The 15,126-nt window shown below is 74.9% G+C and carries 13 protein-coding genes; 7 read left to right on the top strand and 6 right to left on the bottom strand.

The window, feature by feature from the left end; translation table 11 throughout:
• Positions 1 to 290: 290 nt before the first annotated feature.
• The 3 genes from CXR04_RS36795 (at position 291) to CXR04_RS01305 (ending at position 3,414) form a co-directional block, all read left to right on the top strand.
• A complete protein-coding gene (locus CXR04_RS36795) occupies positions 291 to 1,154 on the top strand; it encodes an outer membrane protein assembly factor BamB family protein (protein ID WP_442802441.1) in 864 nt (287 codons plus the stop codon).
• Complete coding sequence (locus CXR04_RS36790) at positions 1,141 to 2,505, top strand: serine/threonine-protein kinase (protein ID WP_442802440.1); 1,365 nt, start codon at positions 1,141 to 1,143, stop codon at positions 2,503 to 2,505. The genes CXR04_RS36795 and CXR04_RS36790 overlap by 14 nt, the downstream gene beginning before the upstream one ends.
• A gap of 120 nt (positions 2,506 to 2,625) precedes the next feature.
• Entirely contained in the window at positions 2,626 to 3,414 is a 789-nt protein-coding gene (locus CXR04_RS01305; RefSeq protein WP_101420068.1) for a hypothetical protein, read from the top strand.
• A 22-nt stretch (positions 3,415 to 3,436) separates the two neighbouring features.
• On the opposite strand, the gene CXR04_RS01300 is transcribed toward CXR04_RS01305, so the two are convergent.
• From CXR04_RS01300 to CXR04_RS01290, 3 genes are all read right to left on the bottom strand, one after another.
• A complete protein-coding gene (locus tag CXR04_RS01300; protein ID WP_101420067.1) occupies positions 3,437 to 4,216 on the bottom strand; it encodes an NPP1 family protein in 780 nt (259 codons plus the stop codon).
• A 226-nt stretch (positions 4,217 to 4,442) separates the two neighbouring features.
• On the bottom strand, positions 4,443 to 4,844 hold the full coding sequence (locus CXR04_RS01295; protein WP_101420066.1) for a GNAT family N-acetyltransferase: 402 nt from the start codon (positions 4,842 to 4,844) through the stop codon (positions 4,443 to 4,445).
• A gap of 103 nt (positions 4,845 to 4,947) precedes the next feature.
• Positions 4,948 to 7,248 (bottom strand): ATP-binding protein, encoded by a 2,301-nt coding sequence (locus CXR04_RS01290; protein WP_101420065.1) that lies wholly within the window; start codon positions 7,246 to 7,248, stop codon positions 4,948 to 4,950.
• 187 nt (positions 7,249 to 7,435) lie between these two features.
• On the opposite strand from CXR04_RS01290, the gene murA reads away from it, so the two are divergent.
• Together murA and CXR04_RS01280 are read left to right on the top strand one after the other, a co-directional pair.
• The gene (murA, locus tag CXR04_RS01285; protein ID WP_101420064.1) at positions 7,436 to 8,743 is read left to right on the top strand and encodes a UDP-N-acetylglucosamine 1-carboxyvinyltransferase; all 1,308 of its coding nucleotides are present in this window, start codon (positions 7,436 to 7,438) and stop codon (positions 8,741 to 8,743) included.
• 117 nt (positions 8,744 to 8,860) lie between these two features.
• Positions 8,861 to 9,112: a hypothetical protein gene (locus CXR04_RS01280; RefSeq protein ID WP_234379976.1), complete on the top strand. Its 252-nt coding sequence runs from the start codon at positions 8,861 to 8,863 to the stop codon at positions 9,110 to 9,112.
• Here the strand turns inward: CXR04_RS01280 and CXR04_RS01275 are convergent.
• Positions 9,087 to 10,373, bottom strand: a complete 1,287-nt coding sequence (locus tag CXR04_RS01275) for a low temperature requirement protein A (RefSeq protein WP_101420063.1) — start codon at positions 10,371 to 10,373, stop codon at positions 9,087 to 9,089. The two genes, CXR04_RS01280 and CXR04_RS01275, sit on opposite strands and share 26 nt — an antisense overlap.
• A 254-nt stretch (positions 10,374 to 10,627) precedes the next feature.
• Between CXR04_RS01275 and CXR04_RS01270 the strand changes: the two genes are divergently transcribed.
• Entirely contained in the window at positions 10,628 to 12,091 is a 1,464-nt protein-coding gene (locus CXR04_RS01270; protein WP_101420062.1) for a glycoside hydrolase family 47 protein, read from the top strand.
• A gap of 55 nt (positions 12,092 to 12,146) precedes the next feature.
• Here the strand turns inward: CXR04_RS01270 and CXR04_RS01265 are convergent, their stop codons facing one another.
• Together CXR04_RS01265 and CXR04_RS01260 are read right to left on the bottom strand one after the other, a co-directional pair.
• Complete coding sequence (locus CXR04_RS01265; RefSeq protein ID WP_101420061.1) at positions 12,147 to 12,902, bottom strand: C39 family peptidase; 756 nt, start codon at positions 12,900 to 12,902, stop codon at positions 12,147 to 12,149.
• Positions 12,903 to 12,971: 69 nt separating this feature from the next.
• Positions 12,972 to 13,964, bottom strand: a complete 993-nt coding sequence (locus tag CXR04_RS01260) for an alpha/beta hydrolase (protein ID WP_101420060.1) — start codon at positions 13,962 to 13,964, stop codon at positions 12,972 to 12,974.
• 178 nt (positions 13,965 to 14,142) lie between these two features.
• Between CXR04_RS01260 and CXR04_RS01255 the strand changes: the two genes are divergently transcribed.
• Positions 14,143 to 15,126, top strand: coding sequence for an ArsR/SmtB family transcription factor (locus CXR04_RS01255; protein WP_101420059.1), 984 nt, complete (start codon positions 14,143 to 14,145; stop codon positions 15,124 to 15,126).

The following is a 15,126-nucleotide window of genomic DNA, read 5'->3' as shown; positions in this document are numbered from 1 at the left end:
CGCGCCCTGCTCGTCGCCCTGACCGCCGCCGGTGTCGCCGGAGCGGGTGCCCTCGCCCGCCCGCTGCTGGACGCGTCCGGCGGCACCCCGCCCCCCGACGACCGCCGCCGGCGCACGGACTCCGGCGCCCGGGCCGCGCCGCCCGCCGAGGCGGCGGAGGTCTGGCGGGTACGGGCCCGCTACCGCGGTGAGAGCACCACCGGCCTCCACGCCGCCGGCGGCGCGGTGTTCGCCCACGGCGGCGGGAAGGGCGGCGTGCAGGCCCTCGATCCCCGTACCGGCGACGAGCTGTGGCGGCGCCGCTGGGGCTCCGGCGACGACGGGGAGTTCGCCACCGGCGACGGCACCGCCTACCTCGTCGGTCCGCAGGGGGCCGAGACCCAGCGCGTCCTCGCCCTCGACCCCGCCTCGGGGCCGAACGCTGGACGTACGGGGAGGAGTTCGGCATCGTCCACGCCGTGGCCGCCGCCGGCGGCCTCACCTACGTCGGCGCCGGAGGCGTCGTCGCGCTGGACAGCCGCAGCGGCGACGAGCGCTGGTCCGACGGGACCACCGCCTTCTCCTTCACCACCGGCGCCGGGTTCGTGGTCGCCGACGACGGCGAGGAGGTCCACGTGCTCGACGCCGCCGGCGGCGGGAAGCGGTGGAGCCTCCCCGCCGAGAACTCCACCGCCGTACTCGCCGCGGACGGCCTCGTCTTCGTCTGCGACGCCTACCTCCGCCTCGCCGTCCTCGCCGCGGCGGACAAGGCCGTCGCCTGGGAGAGGGAGCTGGAGTACCCGAGCACCGTCCACGCCGCCGGCGACGGCATGCTCTACCTCACGGAGGACCGCCTGCTCCACGCATGGCGCGCGGACACCGGAGACTCCGTCTGGCGGTTGCCGGACGCGGAGTTCGCGGGCCTCGCCGGCGGTGCAGTGCACGTCTGGGGAAGTGTTGCCGAAGACGGCACCACGGGCGGCCGCCCGCGGCTGTACGCTCTGGACCCGTCCGACGGAGACGTCCTGTGGACGTACGGCGGCGCCGAGTACGTCCACGCCGTCACGGCCGGCCCCGCCGGGCTGGTCTTCGCCGGCCTCCCGGACGGGTACGTACACGCACTCAGACCCCCCACCGCACGCCGGCCGAACGGAGGCACGAGTGGAGCCCCTTGAGCACGACGACCCCCGCTCCCTGGGCGGACACCGCATCCTGGCGCGCGTGGGCGCGGGCGCCACGGCCGTCGTCTACCTCGGCCGCTCCCGCGGCGGGCGGCTGGTGGCCGTGAAGGTCGTGCACGCCGAACGGGCCGGACGTCCCGAGGCGCGGGACCACTTCGTGCGGGAGGTCGCGGCCACCGCCGCCGCGGGCGGCGTGCACAGCCCGCCGGTCGTCGCCGCCGACCCCGGGGGCCGGGTGCCGTGGATGGCGACGGAGTTCGTGCCGTCCGTCTCGCTGCACGAGGCGGTGGAGCGGTTCGGGCCGCTGCCCGTCCACTCGGTACGCCGGCTGGCCGCCGGGCTCGCGGAGGCGCTGGCCGCGGTGCACCGCGCCGGGGTCGTCCACCGCGACGTCAAGCCCGCCAACGTGCTGCTCACCGCCGACGGGCCCAAGCTCGTCGACTTCGGCATCGCCGCCGCGGCCGAGCCCGCGGAACCCGCCGGCACCCCCGGCTTCATGTCGCCCGAGCAGGTCGCCGGCGCCGTGGCCGGACCGCCCACCGACGTGTACTCGCTCGGCTCCACCCTCGCCTACGCCTACGCCCGCGGCACCGACTCCGGCGACCCGCCAGGACCCGGGGACGACGCCGCCCTGCGCGAACTGATCGCCGACTGCCGCCGCCTGGAGCCGGCGGAACGCCCCACGCCCGCCGCGCTCGGCGCCCGCCTCGCCGCGGCCGAGGACCCCGGCACCCCGCCGCCCGGCGCCGCCTGGCTGCCCGCGCCGGTCCTCGCGGCGATCGACGCCCACGCCGGCGAGGCCGCCAACCCGCCGCTCGCACCGGCCGGTTCCCCGCGCCGCCGGCTGCTCCTCGGCGGCGTCGCGGCCCTCGCGGCAGGCGCCGGGGCCGTCGCCCTGCTCAGCCTGCGCGAGGACGACCCGGAGCCCGGGACGCGGGACAACGCCCGCCCCGCGGCGGAGGACTCCGCCCCGCCCGCCCGGAAACCCGAGCCCGCCCCGCCGCCGCCCGAGCCGGTCCCGGTCGCGATCGCCCTGACCGGCGACGGACCCGTCGAGGAGATGACGTACGCCGTCAACCGCGAGCCCGTGACGCTGAAAGACGTCGCGCTGCCCTGGCGCAAGACCGTCGAGGTCCCCCGGGAGAAGGGCAAGGCGGCCTGGAGCGTCGAACTGTCCCACTACGGCGAGGTCACCTACGAGATCCACGTCGACGGCGTCAAGAGGATGTCCCAGCGCTCGCCGAACCCCGGCATACCCGCCGCCGTGCGCGGTGCGGGACCGTACAGCGTCGAGGCCGGCGGCGAGATCGCCTGGGGCGCCCCGCCCGCCGACTCGAACGCCTAGGGTCCGTCGCGAGCCCGGCGAAGATCCGGGCGACAGGCCGTAGTCTCCCGGGCTCGGGACCCCTCCGGGGCGGGCATGGTTACGGTGAGGCGCAGTTATCCGGAGAAGGGGGTACCCGTCATGGCGAGCAAGATCGTTCTGCTGCCGAAGGAAGTCGGCAGCCTCAGCCGCGGGCTGCCGCCCGCCGACGTGCCGCCGCAGCCGGAGACGCTGTTCGTGCTCGGCGCGAACGGCGGGATGAGCGTGGCGCCGGACGCGGGCTTCACGGTGGTGTTCGGGCGCAACGAGCCCGAGGTGCACGTCTGCGTCGGCGGCGGCGACCAGCACGTCAGCCGCCGGCAGGGGATCCTGACCCGCCAGTACGCGCGCTGGGTCCTGACCAACACCGGGAAGCGGCCCATCCGTTTCCCCGACTCCCGGCTGGTGCACCGCGGCGACCAGGCGTTCCTGCCCGCCGGCTACACCCCGCTGTTCGTCGTCTCGCCCCGCCAGGACCACCTGCTGGAGGTGCGGATCTCCGCGGCCAGGTCCGGCGGTGCGGCCGGCGGCCCGACCGTGCAGGAGGAGTCGACCCTCAGTGACGAGCGGGAACTTGAGGACGACGAGCGGCTCGTGATCGTCTGCCTCGCCCAGCGCTATCTGCAGGGCGACCCGCAGCCGCAGCCGCTGACCTGGGCCCAGGTCGCGGACGAGCTGAAACGGCGGGAACCGCACCGCAACTGGACGGAGAAGACGGCCGCGCACGTCGTCTCGGGCGTGCGGCGGGAGCTCAGCCGCAAGGGGGTGCACGGGCTGCTGGCGAAGGAGGTGCCGCCGCCGGTGGGCAACGCGCTCAACCACAACCTCATCACCGACCTGCTGGAGACCGCGACGATCACGAAGAAGGACCTGTCGCTGCTGGGGTCGTGAACCGGCCGGGCCGGCGCGCGGGTTACGGCGCGCCGGGGTCGAACGGGATGCCCGCGGGCAGGGCCTTCTCCAGGTGGGAGACGAAGGAGGAGTCCTTGAGGCCGAAGTTGGCGCTGCCGAAGTCCGTCGTGGAGAGCTTGTCGCGCAGCCCCGCGGGATAGCCGTTCCAGCCCACCAGGTCGGGGAACTGCCAGCCGCCCTGGTGGTTCTCCGGCGGCTCGTCGTTGCCGGTGGCGGGGCGGAAGGCGTGGGTGCCGACGCCGTCCTTGTGGTAGACGACCTTGGGGTGGGTGCCGTCCCACCGGATCTGGTCGCGGGGGTACGTGTCGAAGTCGCCGTGGGCGGAGGTCGAGACGTACTGCGCCTGGTCGTTCCGGATCCAGACCACGACGTGCTCCCAGTCGTGCCGGTGGCCGAAGAGACCGGTGCCTGGCAGGGCCTGGTCCTTCTCGAAGTAGAGGCCGTAGACGACGGCGCACCAGCCGTTGTTGCACTTCGCGCGCGAGTAGCCGTTGGTGTTGTCCAGGTCCGCGGCGTCGCGGCAGCCGCCGTCGAGCGCACCGCCGGGCTCCAGCCCCGGGTTGACCGTGCCGTCGGGGCCGATGGCCGGGGTGGGATAGCAGCCGTCGGTGTCGTAGTCGTACGCGGGCTGGAAGGTCTGCTCCAGGCCGTCCGCGTTGGCCGGCAGCGCCTGCGGCGGTGCGGCGGCAGCCGCGGAGGCGGCGTGCGGTACGGCGACGACGAGCGCGAACGCGCCGCCCAGGACGGCGGTGACGCGGCGGATCCGGCTGCTCGACCTCATGCGGCCTCCCCAGGCGGCTTCGTGGAGCCCCGACGACCGTTATCCTCCGGCCACGGCCGCCGGCCGGGCAACGGCGCAAAGCCGCCCATGGGCGACATGTGACGCGGCGATCGGGCGACGAGCCGGTGGCCGCGCGGTGGCGCCGCGCCGTCGCCGCGGTGCGCGCAGGTCAGCCGGTCGGCCGCTCAGCCAGTCGGCCGGTCGGCCGCTCAGTCGGGTCAGCGGGTCAGCCGGTCAGCGGGATGAGGCCCGCGGCCGTCGGCTCGAAGCCGCAGCCGTCGAAGTAGAACGGGCGCAACTCGTCGTCGAAGTCGACGTGCAGCCACTCGCACCCGGCCGCGCGGGCACCTGCCACCGCCGCCGCGACCAGGGCGGCGCCGATGCCCTCGCGCCGCCGTGCCGCGGGCACCACCGTGTCCAGGACGAAGGCGTGCACGCCGCCGTCCCAGGCGACGTTGACGAAGCCGACGAGCGCATCGCCGTCCCGGGCGCACACCCAGCCGAGGCTGTGCCGGTCCAGTTGCGCGCGCCAGTCGATGTCCAGGACCCGGTGGTGGAAGCCCTCGGCATGCAGGACGTTGACGTCGGCGTTGCCGAACTCGCCGCGCCACTCGTACGTGATCGTCATGGGCCGAGCGTACGGGCACGGGGCGCCGCCGGGCGCGGGGCAGCGGCCGTACCCCCGCCGGCCGGGGCCGCGCACCGGCCGCGGTGCCGCCCGGGAGCGGCACCTACTCCAGGACGGCGGGGATCTCGCGGCGCGAGGTGATCCCCAGCTTGGCGAAGATGTGCTCCACGTGTGCGTCCGCCGTCCGCTTGGAGATCACCAGGTGCTCCGCGACCTCCCGGTTGGACAGCCCCTGGGCGACCAGCGCGGCCACTTCGCGCTCCCGCCGCGTCAGGGCGGGCGCCGCGGTCCTGCCGTCCGCCTCCGGCAGCGCCCTCGCCGCGGGGTCCGTCGCCGCCGCGCCGGGGGGCTCGTCCGCGTCGGCCCGTACCGCCGCGAGGACCGCCGCCCCCGGCAGCCGCGCCCCGCGCCCGCGCCACCGTACGAACTCCTCGGCGCCCAGCGCCTCGGCCACCGCCTTCTCCACCGACTCCTGCTCCTCCAGCAGCGACGGCAGCATGCTCACCGGGTCGCCGCTGAGGCGCCGGGTGTTCTCCGCGTAGCCGAGCAGCCAGGCGGCCTTGACGTACCGCTCCTCGCGGGCGGCGTGCCAGGACAGCGCGAGGCACGCCAGCGCCACGATCAGCGCCTCGCCGATCTCGCCCGCGGCCTCCAGCCCCCGGTGCAGCGGCTCCAGGCTCGTCTCGTACTCCCCGGCGAGCCACTGGATGGCGCCCTGGATCACCAGCGTGGAGGCGAACAACTGCCGGTCGCCCGTGCCCTCCAGATACCCGAGGCCCGCCTCGCAGAGCCGCAGCGCCTGGCCGGTGTCGCCCAGCACTGCGCGCAGCAGCGCCTCCTCGTAGTGCACGACCCCCATCCCCAGGCCGTCCCGGGCCGCCACGATCCGCTGCCGCGCCTCCGCCAGTGCCGCCAGGCCCTCGTCGACCTCGCCGCCCAGCGCCGTCAGCGCCCCCAGATACGCGTCGGCGAACCGGCCGACGCGCTCCGACCCCGCCCGGTCCGCGGCGTCCCGCGCCAGCGGGAAGCGCTCCGCCGCCGTCGGCAGGTCGGCCGTCCAGATCCCGAAGATCCCGGTCATCAGCAGGCCCCAGGCCCGCTCCTCGCAGACCGCGGGGGCCAGGTCGAGCCCCTTGTCGATCCAGTGCCTGCCCTCGGACAGGGTGCCGGCGGCGCGCCAGTACGGCGCGAGCTGCGCCGCCAGCCACAGGCCGTCGCGGGCCCGCTCGGGGGTGTCGTACGCGTAGGCCATGGCCACCCGGAGGTCGGCGATCCGGTCCCGTACGGCCGCGTGCAGTCCGAGCTGCGCGGGGGTCAGCAGCTCGTCCCAGAAGCGCTGCCCCAGCTCCCGCATGGATGCCAGATGCCGCTCGCGTACGGCCTCGACGTCGCCGGCGCGGGCCAGCCAGTCGGCGCCGTACTCGCGGATGGAGTCCAGCAGCCGGTAGCGGTCGCCGTCCTCGCCGGTGCGCTGGACCACGGACTTGTCGACGAGCCCGATCAGCGCGGGCAGCACGTCCTCGCGCGCCAGCTTGCCGCCCGCGCACACCCGCTCCGCGGCCGAGACGTCGAAGGAGCCGGCGAAGACCGACAGCCGGGCCCACAGCAGCCGCTCGTGCGCGGTGCACAGCTCGTGGGACCAGCCGATGGCGGTACGGAGCGTCTGGTGCCGGGTGTGGGCGGTGCGCCGGCCGCCGGTCAGCACCTCGAAGCGGCGGTCGAGCCGGCTGGCCAGCTCCGCGAGCGGCACCGCCCGCAGCCGTACCGCGGCCAGCTCCAGCGCCAGCGGCATCCCGTCGAGCCGGCCGACGAGCGCGAGCAACTGCTCGCGGTTGGCGTCGGTGACCGCGAAGCCCGGCACCACGGACGCCGCGCGCTGCACGAACAGCTCCAGCGAGTCGGCGGGATCCAGCGGCGCTATCGTCAGGCAGCGCTCGCCCGGCACGTCGAGCGGCTGCCGGCTGGTGGCGAGCACGCTCACGCCCGGGGCCTCGCGCAGCAGCACGTCGGAGAGCATCGCGCAGGCGTCCAGCAGGTGCTCGCAGGTGTCGAGGACGATCAGCAGCCGGCGCTCGCGCAGATGCGCCACCATCGCGTCCAGCGTGCCCATGCCCGGCTGCTCCGGCAGCTCCAGCACCGCGGCGAGGGAGGTGAGCAGCAGCTCGGGATCCCGCAGCCCCGACAGCTCCGCCAGCCATACGCCGTCGGGGAAGCGGGCGGTGAGCCCGGTGGCGGCGCGCATCGCCGTACGGCTCTTGCCGACCCCGCCGGGGCCGGCCAGCGTGACGAGCCGGGACCGCGCCAACTCGGCGCGGATCAGGGCGATCTCCTCCGTCCTGCCGACGAAGCCGGTGAGCTCCACGGGGAGTTCTCCGCCGCGCCGCTGGCCGAAGCCGAATCCCATGGCACCCCCGGGGCAGTCCGTCCACGCCGTGATCGTGAGACCACCACAGCGTACGCAGACAGCTGCGCAGCGTGTGGGCCGCACGGCCTCCCTCACCCGTTCGGGACGACCGCGTGACCGGGAGCTGGTAAGGAGCCGGCGCGGGGCCGGGGGAGGGGGCCCGGGTGCGCGGTCGTAGGCTGCACGGGTGACTGGGAAGCTGTGGCAGATCGAGCCGTCCGGACCGCTCCGCGGTGACGTCACCGTGCGCGGGGCGAAGAACGCGGTGAGCAAGCACATGGTGGCCGCGATGCTCGGCTCCGGGCCGAGCACCATACGCAACGCGCCCGACGTCGGCGAGGTCGGCATCACCGCCCGGATCCTGGAGCACGTGGGCATGAAGGTCGAGCGCGCCGAGGGCGAGGTCACCGTCGTGCCGGCGCCGGTGACCGACCCGAGCGTCGACAAGGCGTTCACCGGGCTCAACCGGATCCCGATCCTGCTGCTCGGGCCGCTGCTGCATCTGACCGGCGAGGCGTTCGTGCCGATGGTCGGCGGCGATCCCATCGGCCGCCGGCCCGTCGACTTCCACCTGGACGCGCTGCGCCGCTTCGGCGCCGAGGTGGAGCTGGCCGAGGACGGCATCCACGCCCGGGCCGCCCGGCTGCGCGGCACCCGCGTCGACCTGCCGTACCCCAGCGTCGGCGCCACCGAGACGGTGCTGCTCACCGCCGTACGGGCCGAGGGCCGCACCGTCATCCGCAACGCCGCGACCGAGCCGGAGATCGTCGAGCTGGCGCTGTTCCTGCAGCGCATGGGCGCGCGGATCTCGCTCTACCCGGACCGCCGGATCGTCGTCGAGGGCGTCGACGCGCTCGGCGGCGCCACCACCCGGCTCGGCGGCGACCGGATCGAGGCGTTCTCCTACCTGGTCGCCGGGCTGGTCACCGGGGGAGAGGTGCGGGTGCACGGCTGCCCGCAGGACCGGCTGGTGACGCCGATCACCACGCTGGCGCGGATGGGTGCCCAATTCGAGATCACCGACGAGTGGATCACGGCCTCGGCCCCGCGGACGCTGCGCGCCGCGGCCGTGCAGACCGACACCCACCCGGGCTTCGCCACCGACTGGCAGACGCCGCTGATGGTGCTCTTCACGCAGGCCGAGGGGATGTCGGTGCTGCACGAGACGGTGTACGAGAACCGGCTGGCGTACGTCTCCGCGCTGCAGGGCATGGGCGCCGAGATCGAGGTGTACGACACCTGCCTGGGCGGCCCCGCCTGCCGCTACCACGACACGGGCGCGCTGCACTCCGCCGTCGTGCGCGGCGTCAGCGGGCTGCGCGGCGGTGACGTCACCATGCCCGACATCCGCGCCGGGTTCTCCGCCGTGCTGGCGGCGGCGGTCGCCACCGGCGGCTCGACGCTGCGCGGGGTCCACCACATCGAGCGCGGCTACCACCGGCCCGTCGAGCAGTTCCGCGCGCTCGGCCTGGAACTGCGCAGCATCGAGGAGTAGCAGCCGCGAGGGAGCAGGTGCGGCCGCGGAGGCGGCGCACCGGGAGGTGCGCGGTCCCGGCGTACGGGAATCGCGCTCGCGGGGCTGGACACCGGGAGCGGATGCCGGGTGCGGGGCGTGTGCGGGGACGGGAACCGGGAGGGGACGTACGTGGAGTGGTGGTGGGTGGCGGCCGCCGTGCTGCTGGGCGGCGCCGGGGTGGTGGCCGCGGGCTTCCGGCAGGCCGACGACTCGCCGCGGCGGCTGTCGGGGCGCTCGCAGCGCGCGGCGCGCGGCGTGTCCGTGGTGCTGATCGGCGTCGCGGTGTTCTTCGGGCTGCTGGTGGCGGTGGGCAAGTTCCTGCTCACGACGGGGAACGGCGGGCTCTGAGCGCCGCCAGCATCCGCTGCTGGTGCCGGTGGCCGACCGTCTCGTAGCCGACGACGGTGACGAACGGGGCGAGTATCACGACGAGCAGGCACACCGCGACCGGCGTCCCGGCGGCGGAGAGCAGCACCGCCGTGCCCAGCACGGCGAGCGTGAGCGAGATCAGCAGCACGTGGAAGCGGTCCCTGGCGGACAGCAGCAGGGTGTGCAGCGCGTAGATGACGAACAGGTACAGGCCGACGGGCAGCGCGAGGGAGAGCACCACGGCCGTCTCGCCGATCACGGCATGGTGCTCCAGGTACAGCCCGGCCACGTGCAGCCCGGCGCCGGCGCCCGCGATGCCGGCGAAGACGGGGATGTGCCCGTAGCCGAAGAGGTACCCGCGGGCGCGCCGGTGCACCAGGATGTCACCGAAGGGCGTGGTGAAGTACACCCACCACATGCCGAAGGTCAGCCCGACGCCGGCGACGACGACGGCCACGGCGTTCGCCGTCCACTCGGTGCCGTCCGGGCCGCCGAGGAGGCCGCCGGAGGAGGCGACGGTGCCGACGACGCCCTCGCCGAGCGTGATGATCGCGAAGAGGCTGTACCGCTCGGCGACGTGGTGCGGGTGCCACGGCGTCCCGCCCGCGCCGCCCTGGGTGAACACCGGCAGCAGCAGCTCCAGCGCGGTGAACACCACGTAGGCGACGATCACCAGCGCGAACGAGAGCCTGGTGAACCCCACCACGAGCCAGCCGGCCTGGGCGATCACGGTCCAGCGGATGTTGGCCATGCACACGTCGCGGTACTCGGGTGACTCCCGGGCGGCCCGCCACCACTGCGCCACCATCGCGATCCGTATCACGACGTAGCCGATGACCATCGCGCGGATCTCCAGGTGGTGGCCCTTCTCGACGGAGTGGAACATCGCCGGCAGGCCGAGGGCGAAGATGACGACGCCGATCATCTGCAGCATCGTCAGTGACCGGAACAGCCAGTCGTCGGTGCCGAACGCGGACGCGAACCAACTGAAGCTGATCCACGCGATGCTGATGGCGAACATCGCCAGCGTGAACGCCACCACCGCCCGCCAGGCGTGGTCGCCGGCGGACATCTCGGCGAGGAACGACGCGGCGGTGCCGACGGCGACCACGAACGTCAGGTCGAACAGCAGCTCCAGCGGGGTGACGCCCCGGCCGCGCTCCCCGGGGTCGCGGCCCGTCATCGGCACCCGGCCGTGCGCCACCCGCCCGCCGCCCGCGGCGGCTGCGGAGTCGGTCATGGCGCGATGATGCCCCATCGGACGGCGCTCGCCGCGGGGGCTCGCGCGGGGTGCCGTGGGCGCGTACGCCCACTGCCCTGCGGACCGCGCGGCGCACCGGCCGCGCGCGGCGGAACCCGTCCCGCGCGCAACGCGACACTCCGCGGGCACCATTGACACCGCCCCCAGCCCCGCTAGCCTCGATTCACGACCGCACGTGACAACGATGTCAGACGCGTCGGGGGGCGCGTCCACACCGCGAAGGGGCAGCATCGATGGGCACCGCCGCACACCACCGCACCCCTCTCTCCCGCCGCCGGCTGCTGGCAGCCGCCGCCGCGACGTCCGCCGCGGGCACCGGCGCGCTGGCGCACGCCGCGCCCGCGCGGGCCGTGCCGGGACCCGCCGTGCACCCGGCGGCCGCCGTACGCGTACCCGCGGGGCCGTACGCCGCGCGCGAGATCCGCGCCGAGTTCCTGCACGCCTGGAACGGCTACCGCGCGGCCGCCTGGGGCCACGACGAGGTACGGCCCGTCTCCGGCACCTCGAACGAGTTCTTCGCCGCGGGCCACCCCGTGGGCCTGTCCGTGATCGAGGCGCTGGACACGCTGTACGTGATGGAGCTGGACGACGACCTGACGGAGGCCGCCGACTGGCTGGAGCAGAACCTCGACTTCGACATCGACGCCGACTTCCACGTCTTCGAGGCCATCATCCGTGTCGTCGGCGGGCTGCTCGCCGGCCATCTCGTCACCGGCCGGCAGTCGCTGCTCGACCTGTGCGTCGACTTCACCGACCGGCTGCTGCCGGCGTTCACCAAGTCGCCCACCGGCATGCCGTACACCCGCGCCAACCTGCGCACCGGCGAGGTGCACGGCACCACCCCGCCGCTCGCCGAGATCGGCACGAACATCCTGGAGTTCGGGATGCTCTCGAAGCTCACCGGCGACGGCAAGTACTACGAGGCGGCCAAGCGCGCCTACCGCGCCGTGCTCGACCGGCGCTCCTCGCTCGACCTCCTCGGCACCCGGCTCGACGTCGAGACCGGCCGCTGGACCGACCCGACCGACCAGGGCCCCAACCCGCCCGTCGACTCCTTCTACGAGTATCTGTGGGGCGCCTGGGAGCTGTTCGGCGACCGCGACTGCCTGCGCTGGTGGCGGCTGCTCAACGGCGCCATGACCGAGCACCTGGTGGAGGAGTGGGACGGCCATGTCTGGTACCGCCAGGTCGACTTCGCCACCGGCGAGACCACCGGGCGCCGCCAGTCCGAGCTGGCGTCGTTCTGGGGCGGCCTGGTCGCCAAGGGCGGCGACCGGCGCCTGGGCGAGCGCTACCACCGCTCGTGGGAGTCTGTCCTGCAGCGCTGGCCCGTGCTGCCCGAGGAGATCGACTACGGCACCATGACCCCGACCTCGCGGGGCAACCAGTTCCGGCCCGAGTACGTCAACGGCGCCTTCGACCTGTACTGGCTGACGAAGGACGACTTCTACCGCCGCACGGCGTGGCAGTACTTCGAGGGCATGAAGGCCCACGCCCGGGTCCCCGGCGGCTACACGATCCTGGAGGACGTGACGACCTCCCCGATGCGCCAGGGCGACCTGTTCCCCGCGTACGCCTTCGCGGAGAACTTCAAGTACCTGTACCTGATGTTCGCGCGCACCCGCCGCTTCGACGGCGGCGACTACGTGCTGTCGACCGAGGGCAAGATCCTGCGCGGCCTGCCCCGCCGCCTGTGAGAGCCGCCGGGGCCCGCCCTCCCGCGGACGGGCCCCGGCGCACCCGGCGGGGGCGTCAGGCGGCGTAGCCCTTCGGCGGGATGAGCGTGGCGAGCTGGTCGAAGGAGAGCCAGTAGATCTGGTTGCCGCCGAAGGACGCCGGGTCGGCGATGAGGACGGTGCGCTGGGCGTCGTCGTAGCCGATCACCGTGAAGTAGTGGTAGATCGTCTGGTCCGGCGGGTAGCCGGGCGGCTGGTTGCCGGGCGGGGCGACGATGTTCGCGACGACGGGGTAGCCGTTGTCGACGTCGAGCACGATGTCCCGCCACAGCAGGTCGCGCTGCGCCTGCGTGGGCGGGTCGTTCGGCATCTCCTTGGTCTCGTACCAGCCGGTGCCGAGGTTGGCGTTGAGCACGCCGGTGACCTGGCCGATGTGGTCGGTGCCGGCCTCGGTGGTGCCGAGCTGGGCCGCCAGTGCGCCCTGGCTGGGCGGGGCGATGCGCGCGGACAGCGCGATGCGGGTGGCGGCCGGGCCGCACCAGTAACCGGTCTCCTGGACCTGGTAGTCGACGTCCAGGGTACGGGCGGCCGCGGTCCGTTCGCCGTCGACGTGCAGCCGGGTGCCGGGGCGGTTCTGGCCGCTGACGACGGCGGTGCCGGAGGCGGTGCCGCGCTCCAGCACGGAGGCCACGGTGGGGCCGGGGCCCTCGACAGGTGCGGCGGTCGCCGGGGCGGCGAGCACGGCGCAGGCGGCGGTGGCCGCGAGCGCGGTGGCGATGGCGGTCGGGACGAGGCGGGAGCGGGGAGCGCGTGGAGTGCGGTGCTGACGCATCGGGTCTCCTGGAGTGGGGGGTCGTGGGGGTGGTGGGGGACGTGGGGGTGTACGTACCGGATCCGGCTGCTACGCCTTGCGCAGCCGGGCGAGGATGCCGTCGAGGTCCTGGCGGAACATCTCCGGGCGGAACACGTGCCCGCCGGGCTCCTCGCGCCACTCGTGCGGGATGCCGGCGCCGGCGAGGGCGCCGCGGAACTCCCGCTGGCCGGCCAGGACCTGGGTCTCGTTGGCGGTGTCGAACCAGTTCACCGGGTCGGGGCTGGTGCCGGCGACCAGGAACACCCGCTTGTTGCGGTAACTGCCGAGGCGCTCCATCGGGTTGTCGGCGCTGACCCGCGCCTCGTTCCACAGCGGCGCGCCGTAGACCGTGCCGCCCGCCAGCTCCACGGCGGCCGACGACACGTTCGCCCAGTGCACCACGAGCCCGGCGTCCCGGCGCAGGCTCGCCGGGCCCGAGTGGGAGCTGACCGAGGCGAAGTGCCCGTAGTACTTGGCCGCGTACTTCAGCGCGCCGAAGCCGCCCATCGAGAACCCGCCGACCGCGCGCCCGTCGTACTCCGCGTACGTACGGAAGTTGGCGTCGATCCAGGGCAGCAACTGGGCGATGTGGAACGTCTCCCAGTTGCGCGGCCCGGCGTTGGACGAGACGGGGTTGGAGTACCAGCCGGCGTGGCCGCCGTCCGGCATCACGACGATGACGCGCCTGCCGGCGGTCAGGGCGCGGATGCCGAGCCGGTCGAACTGGATGAAGTCCGCGTCGGTGCCGCCGCCGTGCAGCAGGTAGAGCACCGGGTAGCGGAGCCCGCTGCCGTGGTAGCCGTCGGGGAGCAGGACGTTGACGCCCGGGTCCCAGCCGATCGCGTCGGTCGCGAAGCGGTAGTACCACATGCGCGGGTCGGACTCGTTGCGGTCGGTGATCCGCAGGCCGAAGCCGTCGTTCGCGGCGCCGGCGGGTGCCGCCGCGGCGAGGACGCCGGCGCCGCCGGCGGCCACCGCCGCCGTGAGGCCGCCCGCGGCCCTGAGTACGCGCCGGCGGGTGGGACGGGTCTCGCTCACCATGACCTCCTGGGCCGTGTCGATTCGTGGCGCCGGGCCGGGGTCCGCCGGCCCGGTCTCGTGCGCTCCCGTGTCAGGCCACGGATCGTAGGCGGCGGCCCGCGGCGCGGCGGGCGGGGCTTTTCCGGCTCGGTCGAAAAGCCCACGGCCGCCGCGGCGTTCGGGGGCCTAGCGTGCCGGGATGGCCGGCACGCTCCGCATCCACTTCGGCGACCGGGACTTCCGGCACGTGCAGTTGACCGGGACCGCCGATCCCATGTGGGAGGCGATCCTGGGGCTGCACGTGCTCAGCACGCCCCCGGCCCGGCTGCCCGCCCGGCTGCGCCCGTGGCGGCGGCGCGCGGCCGCGCGGCTGCACGGCGGCGAACTGCGCGCCGCCTGCCGGCTGCTGCGCGACCTGGCGCCCGCCGACGCCGCGTACTTCCCCGACTTCCTCACCCCGGTCGAGTCCGAGGAGGGCCTGTCCGCGGCGCTGGAGACGCTGCTCGCCACGCCCGGCCGGCGGCTGGCGCGCGAGCTGCGCGAGGCCGCCCGGCACCGGCCGCTGCCCGCGTGGACCCGGCGGCTCGCGGCGGGGGACCGGGCGCAGCTCGGCCGGGTCGCGGACGCCGTACGGCAGTTCCACGCGCGGCTCATCGTGCCGGAGTGGAGCGAGGTGGAGGCCACCATCGCCGCCGACCGCGAGTGGCGGATGGCCGCACTGGACGGCGGGATGCCCGCGGTGCTGGGCACGCTGCGGCCGTTCCGGTGGCGCGGCGGGGTGCTGACCGCGCCGTACCCGGTCGACTACGACCTGCGGCTGCGCGGCCGGGGCGTCCGGCTCATCCCGTCCTTCTTCTGCCACACCGCGCCGATCGCGATCGCCGACCCCAGCCTGCCGCCGGTCGTGGTCTATCCGGTACGCCGCCACCCGGCGGGCCCTGGCCCGGGACGGCCGCCGCCCGCGCTCGCCGCGCTGCTCGGCACCGCCCGCGCCCGGGTGCTCGACGCGCTGGCCGCCACCGCCACCACCGGGTCGGTCGCTGCCCGCCTCGGCATGCCGGCGTCGACCGTCAGCGGCCATCTGACGGTGCTGCGCGGCGCCGGGCTGGTGCGCAGCGAGCGCGCGGGCGCGCACGTGGTGCACCGGCTGACCGGCCGCGGCCGGCACCTCCTCGGCCGCTGA

Origin of the sequence: Streptomyces sp. CMB-StM0423, assembly GCF_002847285.1 — a bacterium.
In the GTDB taxonomy this organism is placed as follows: Bacteria; Actinomycetota; Actinomycetes; order Streptomycetales; family Streptomycetaceae; genus Streptomyces.
Note: the sequence above shows the minus strand (reverse complement) of the source record. Positions and strands in the feature narration are given on the sequence as shown.

What these genes read in the sequence shown, in the direction of transcription:
- CXR04_RS01300 (WP_101420067.1), bottom strand. Translation starts at nt 4,216, where the DNA reads ATGAGGTCGAGCAGCCGGATCCGCCGCGTCACCGCCGTCCTGGGCGGC.
- CXR04_RS01255 (WP_101420059.1), top strand. Translation starts at nt 14,143, where the DNA reads ATGGCCGGCACGCTCCGCATCCACTTCGGCGACCGGGACTTCCGGCAC.
- CXR04_RS01270 (WP_101420062.1), top strand. Translation starts at nt 10,628, where the DNA reads ATGGGCACCGCCGCACACCACCGCACCCCTCTCTCCCGCCGCCGGCTG.
- CXR04_RS01275 (WP_101420063.1), bottom strand. Translation starts at nt 10,373, where the DNA reads ATGACCGACTCCGCAGCCGCCGCGGGCGGCGGGCGGGTGGCGCACGGC.
- CXR04_RS01265 (WP_101420061.1), bottom strand. Translation starts at nt 12,902, where the DNA reads ATGCGTCAGCACCGCACTCCACGCGCTCCCCGCTCCCGCCTCGTCCCG.
- CXR04_RS01290 (WP_101420065.1), bottom strand. Translation starts at nt 7,248, where the DNA reads ATGGGATTCGGCTTCGGCCAGCGGCGCGGCGGAGAACTCCCCGTGGAG.
- CXR04_RS01305 (WP_101420068.1), top strand. Translation starts at nt 2,626, where the DNA reads ATGGCGAGCAAGATCGTTCTGCTGCCGAAGGAAGTCGGCAGCCTCAGC.
- CXR04_RS01295 (WP_101420066.1), bottom strand. Translation starts at nt 4,844, where the DNA reads ATGACGATCACGTACGAGTGGCGCGGCGAGTTCGGCAACGCCGACGTC.
- CXR04_RS01260 (WP_101420060.1), bottom strand. Translation starts at nt 13,964, where the DNA reads ATGGTGAGCGAGACCCGTCCCACCCGCCGGCGCGTACTCAGGGCCGCG.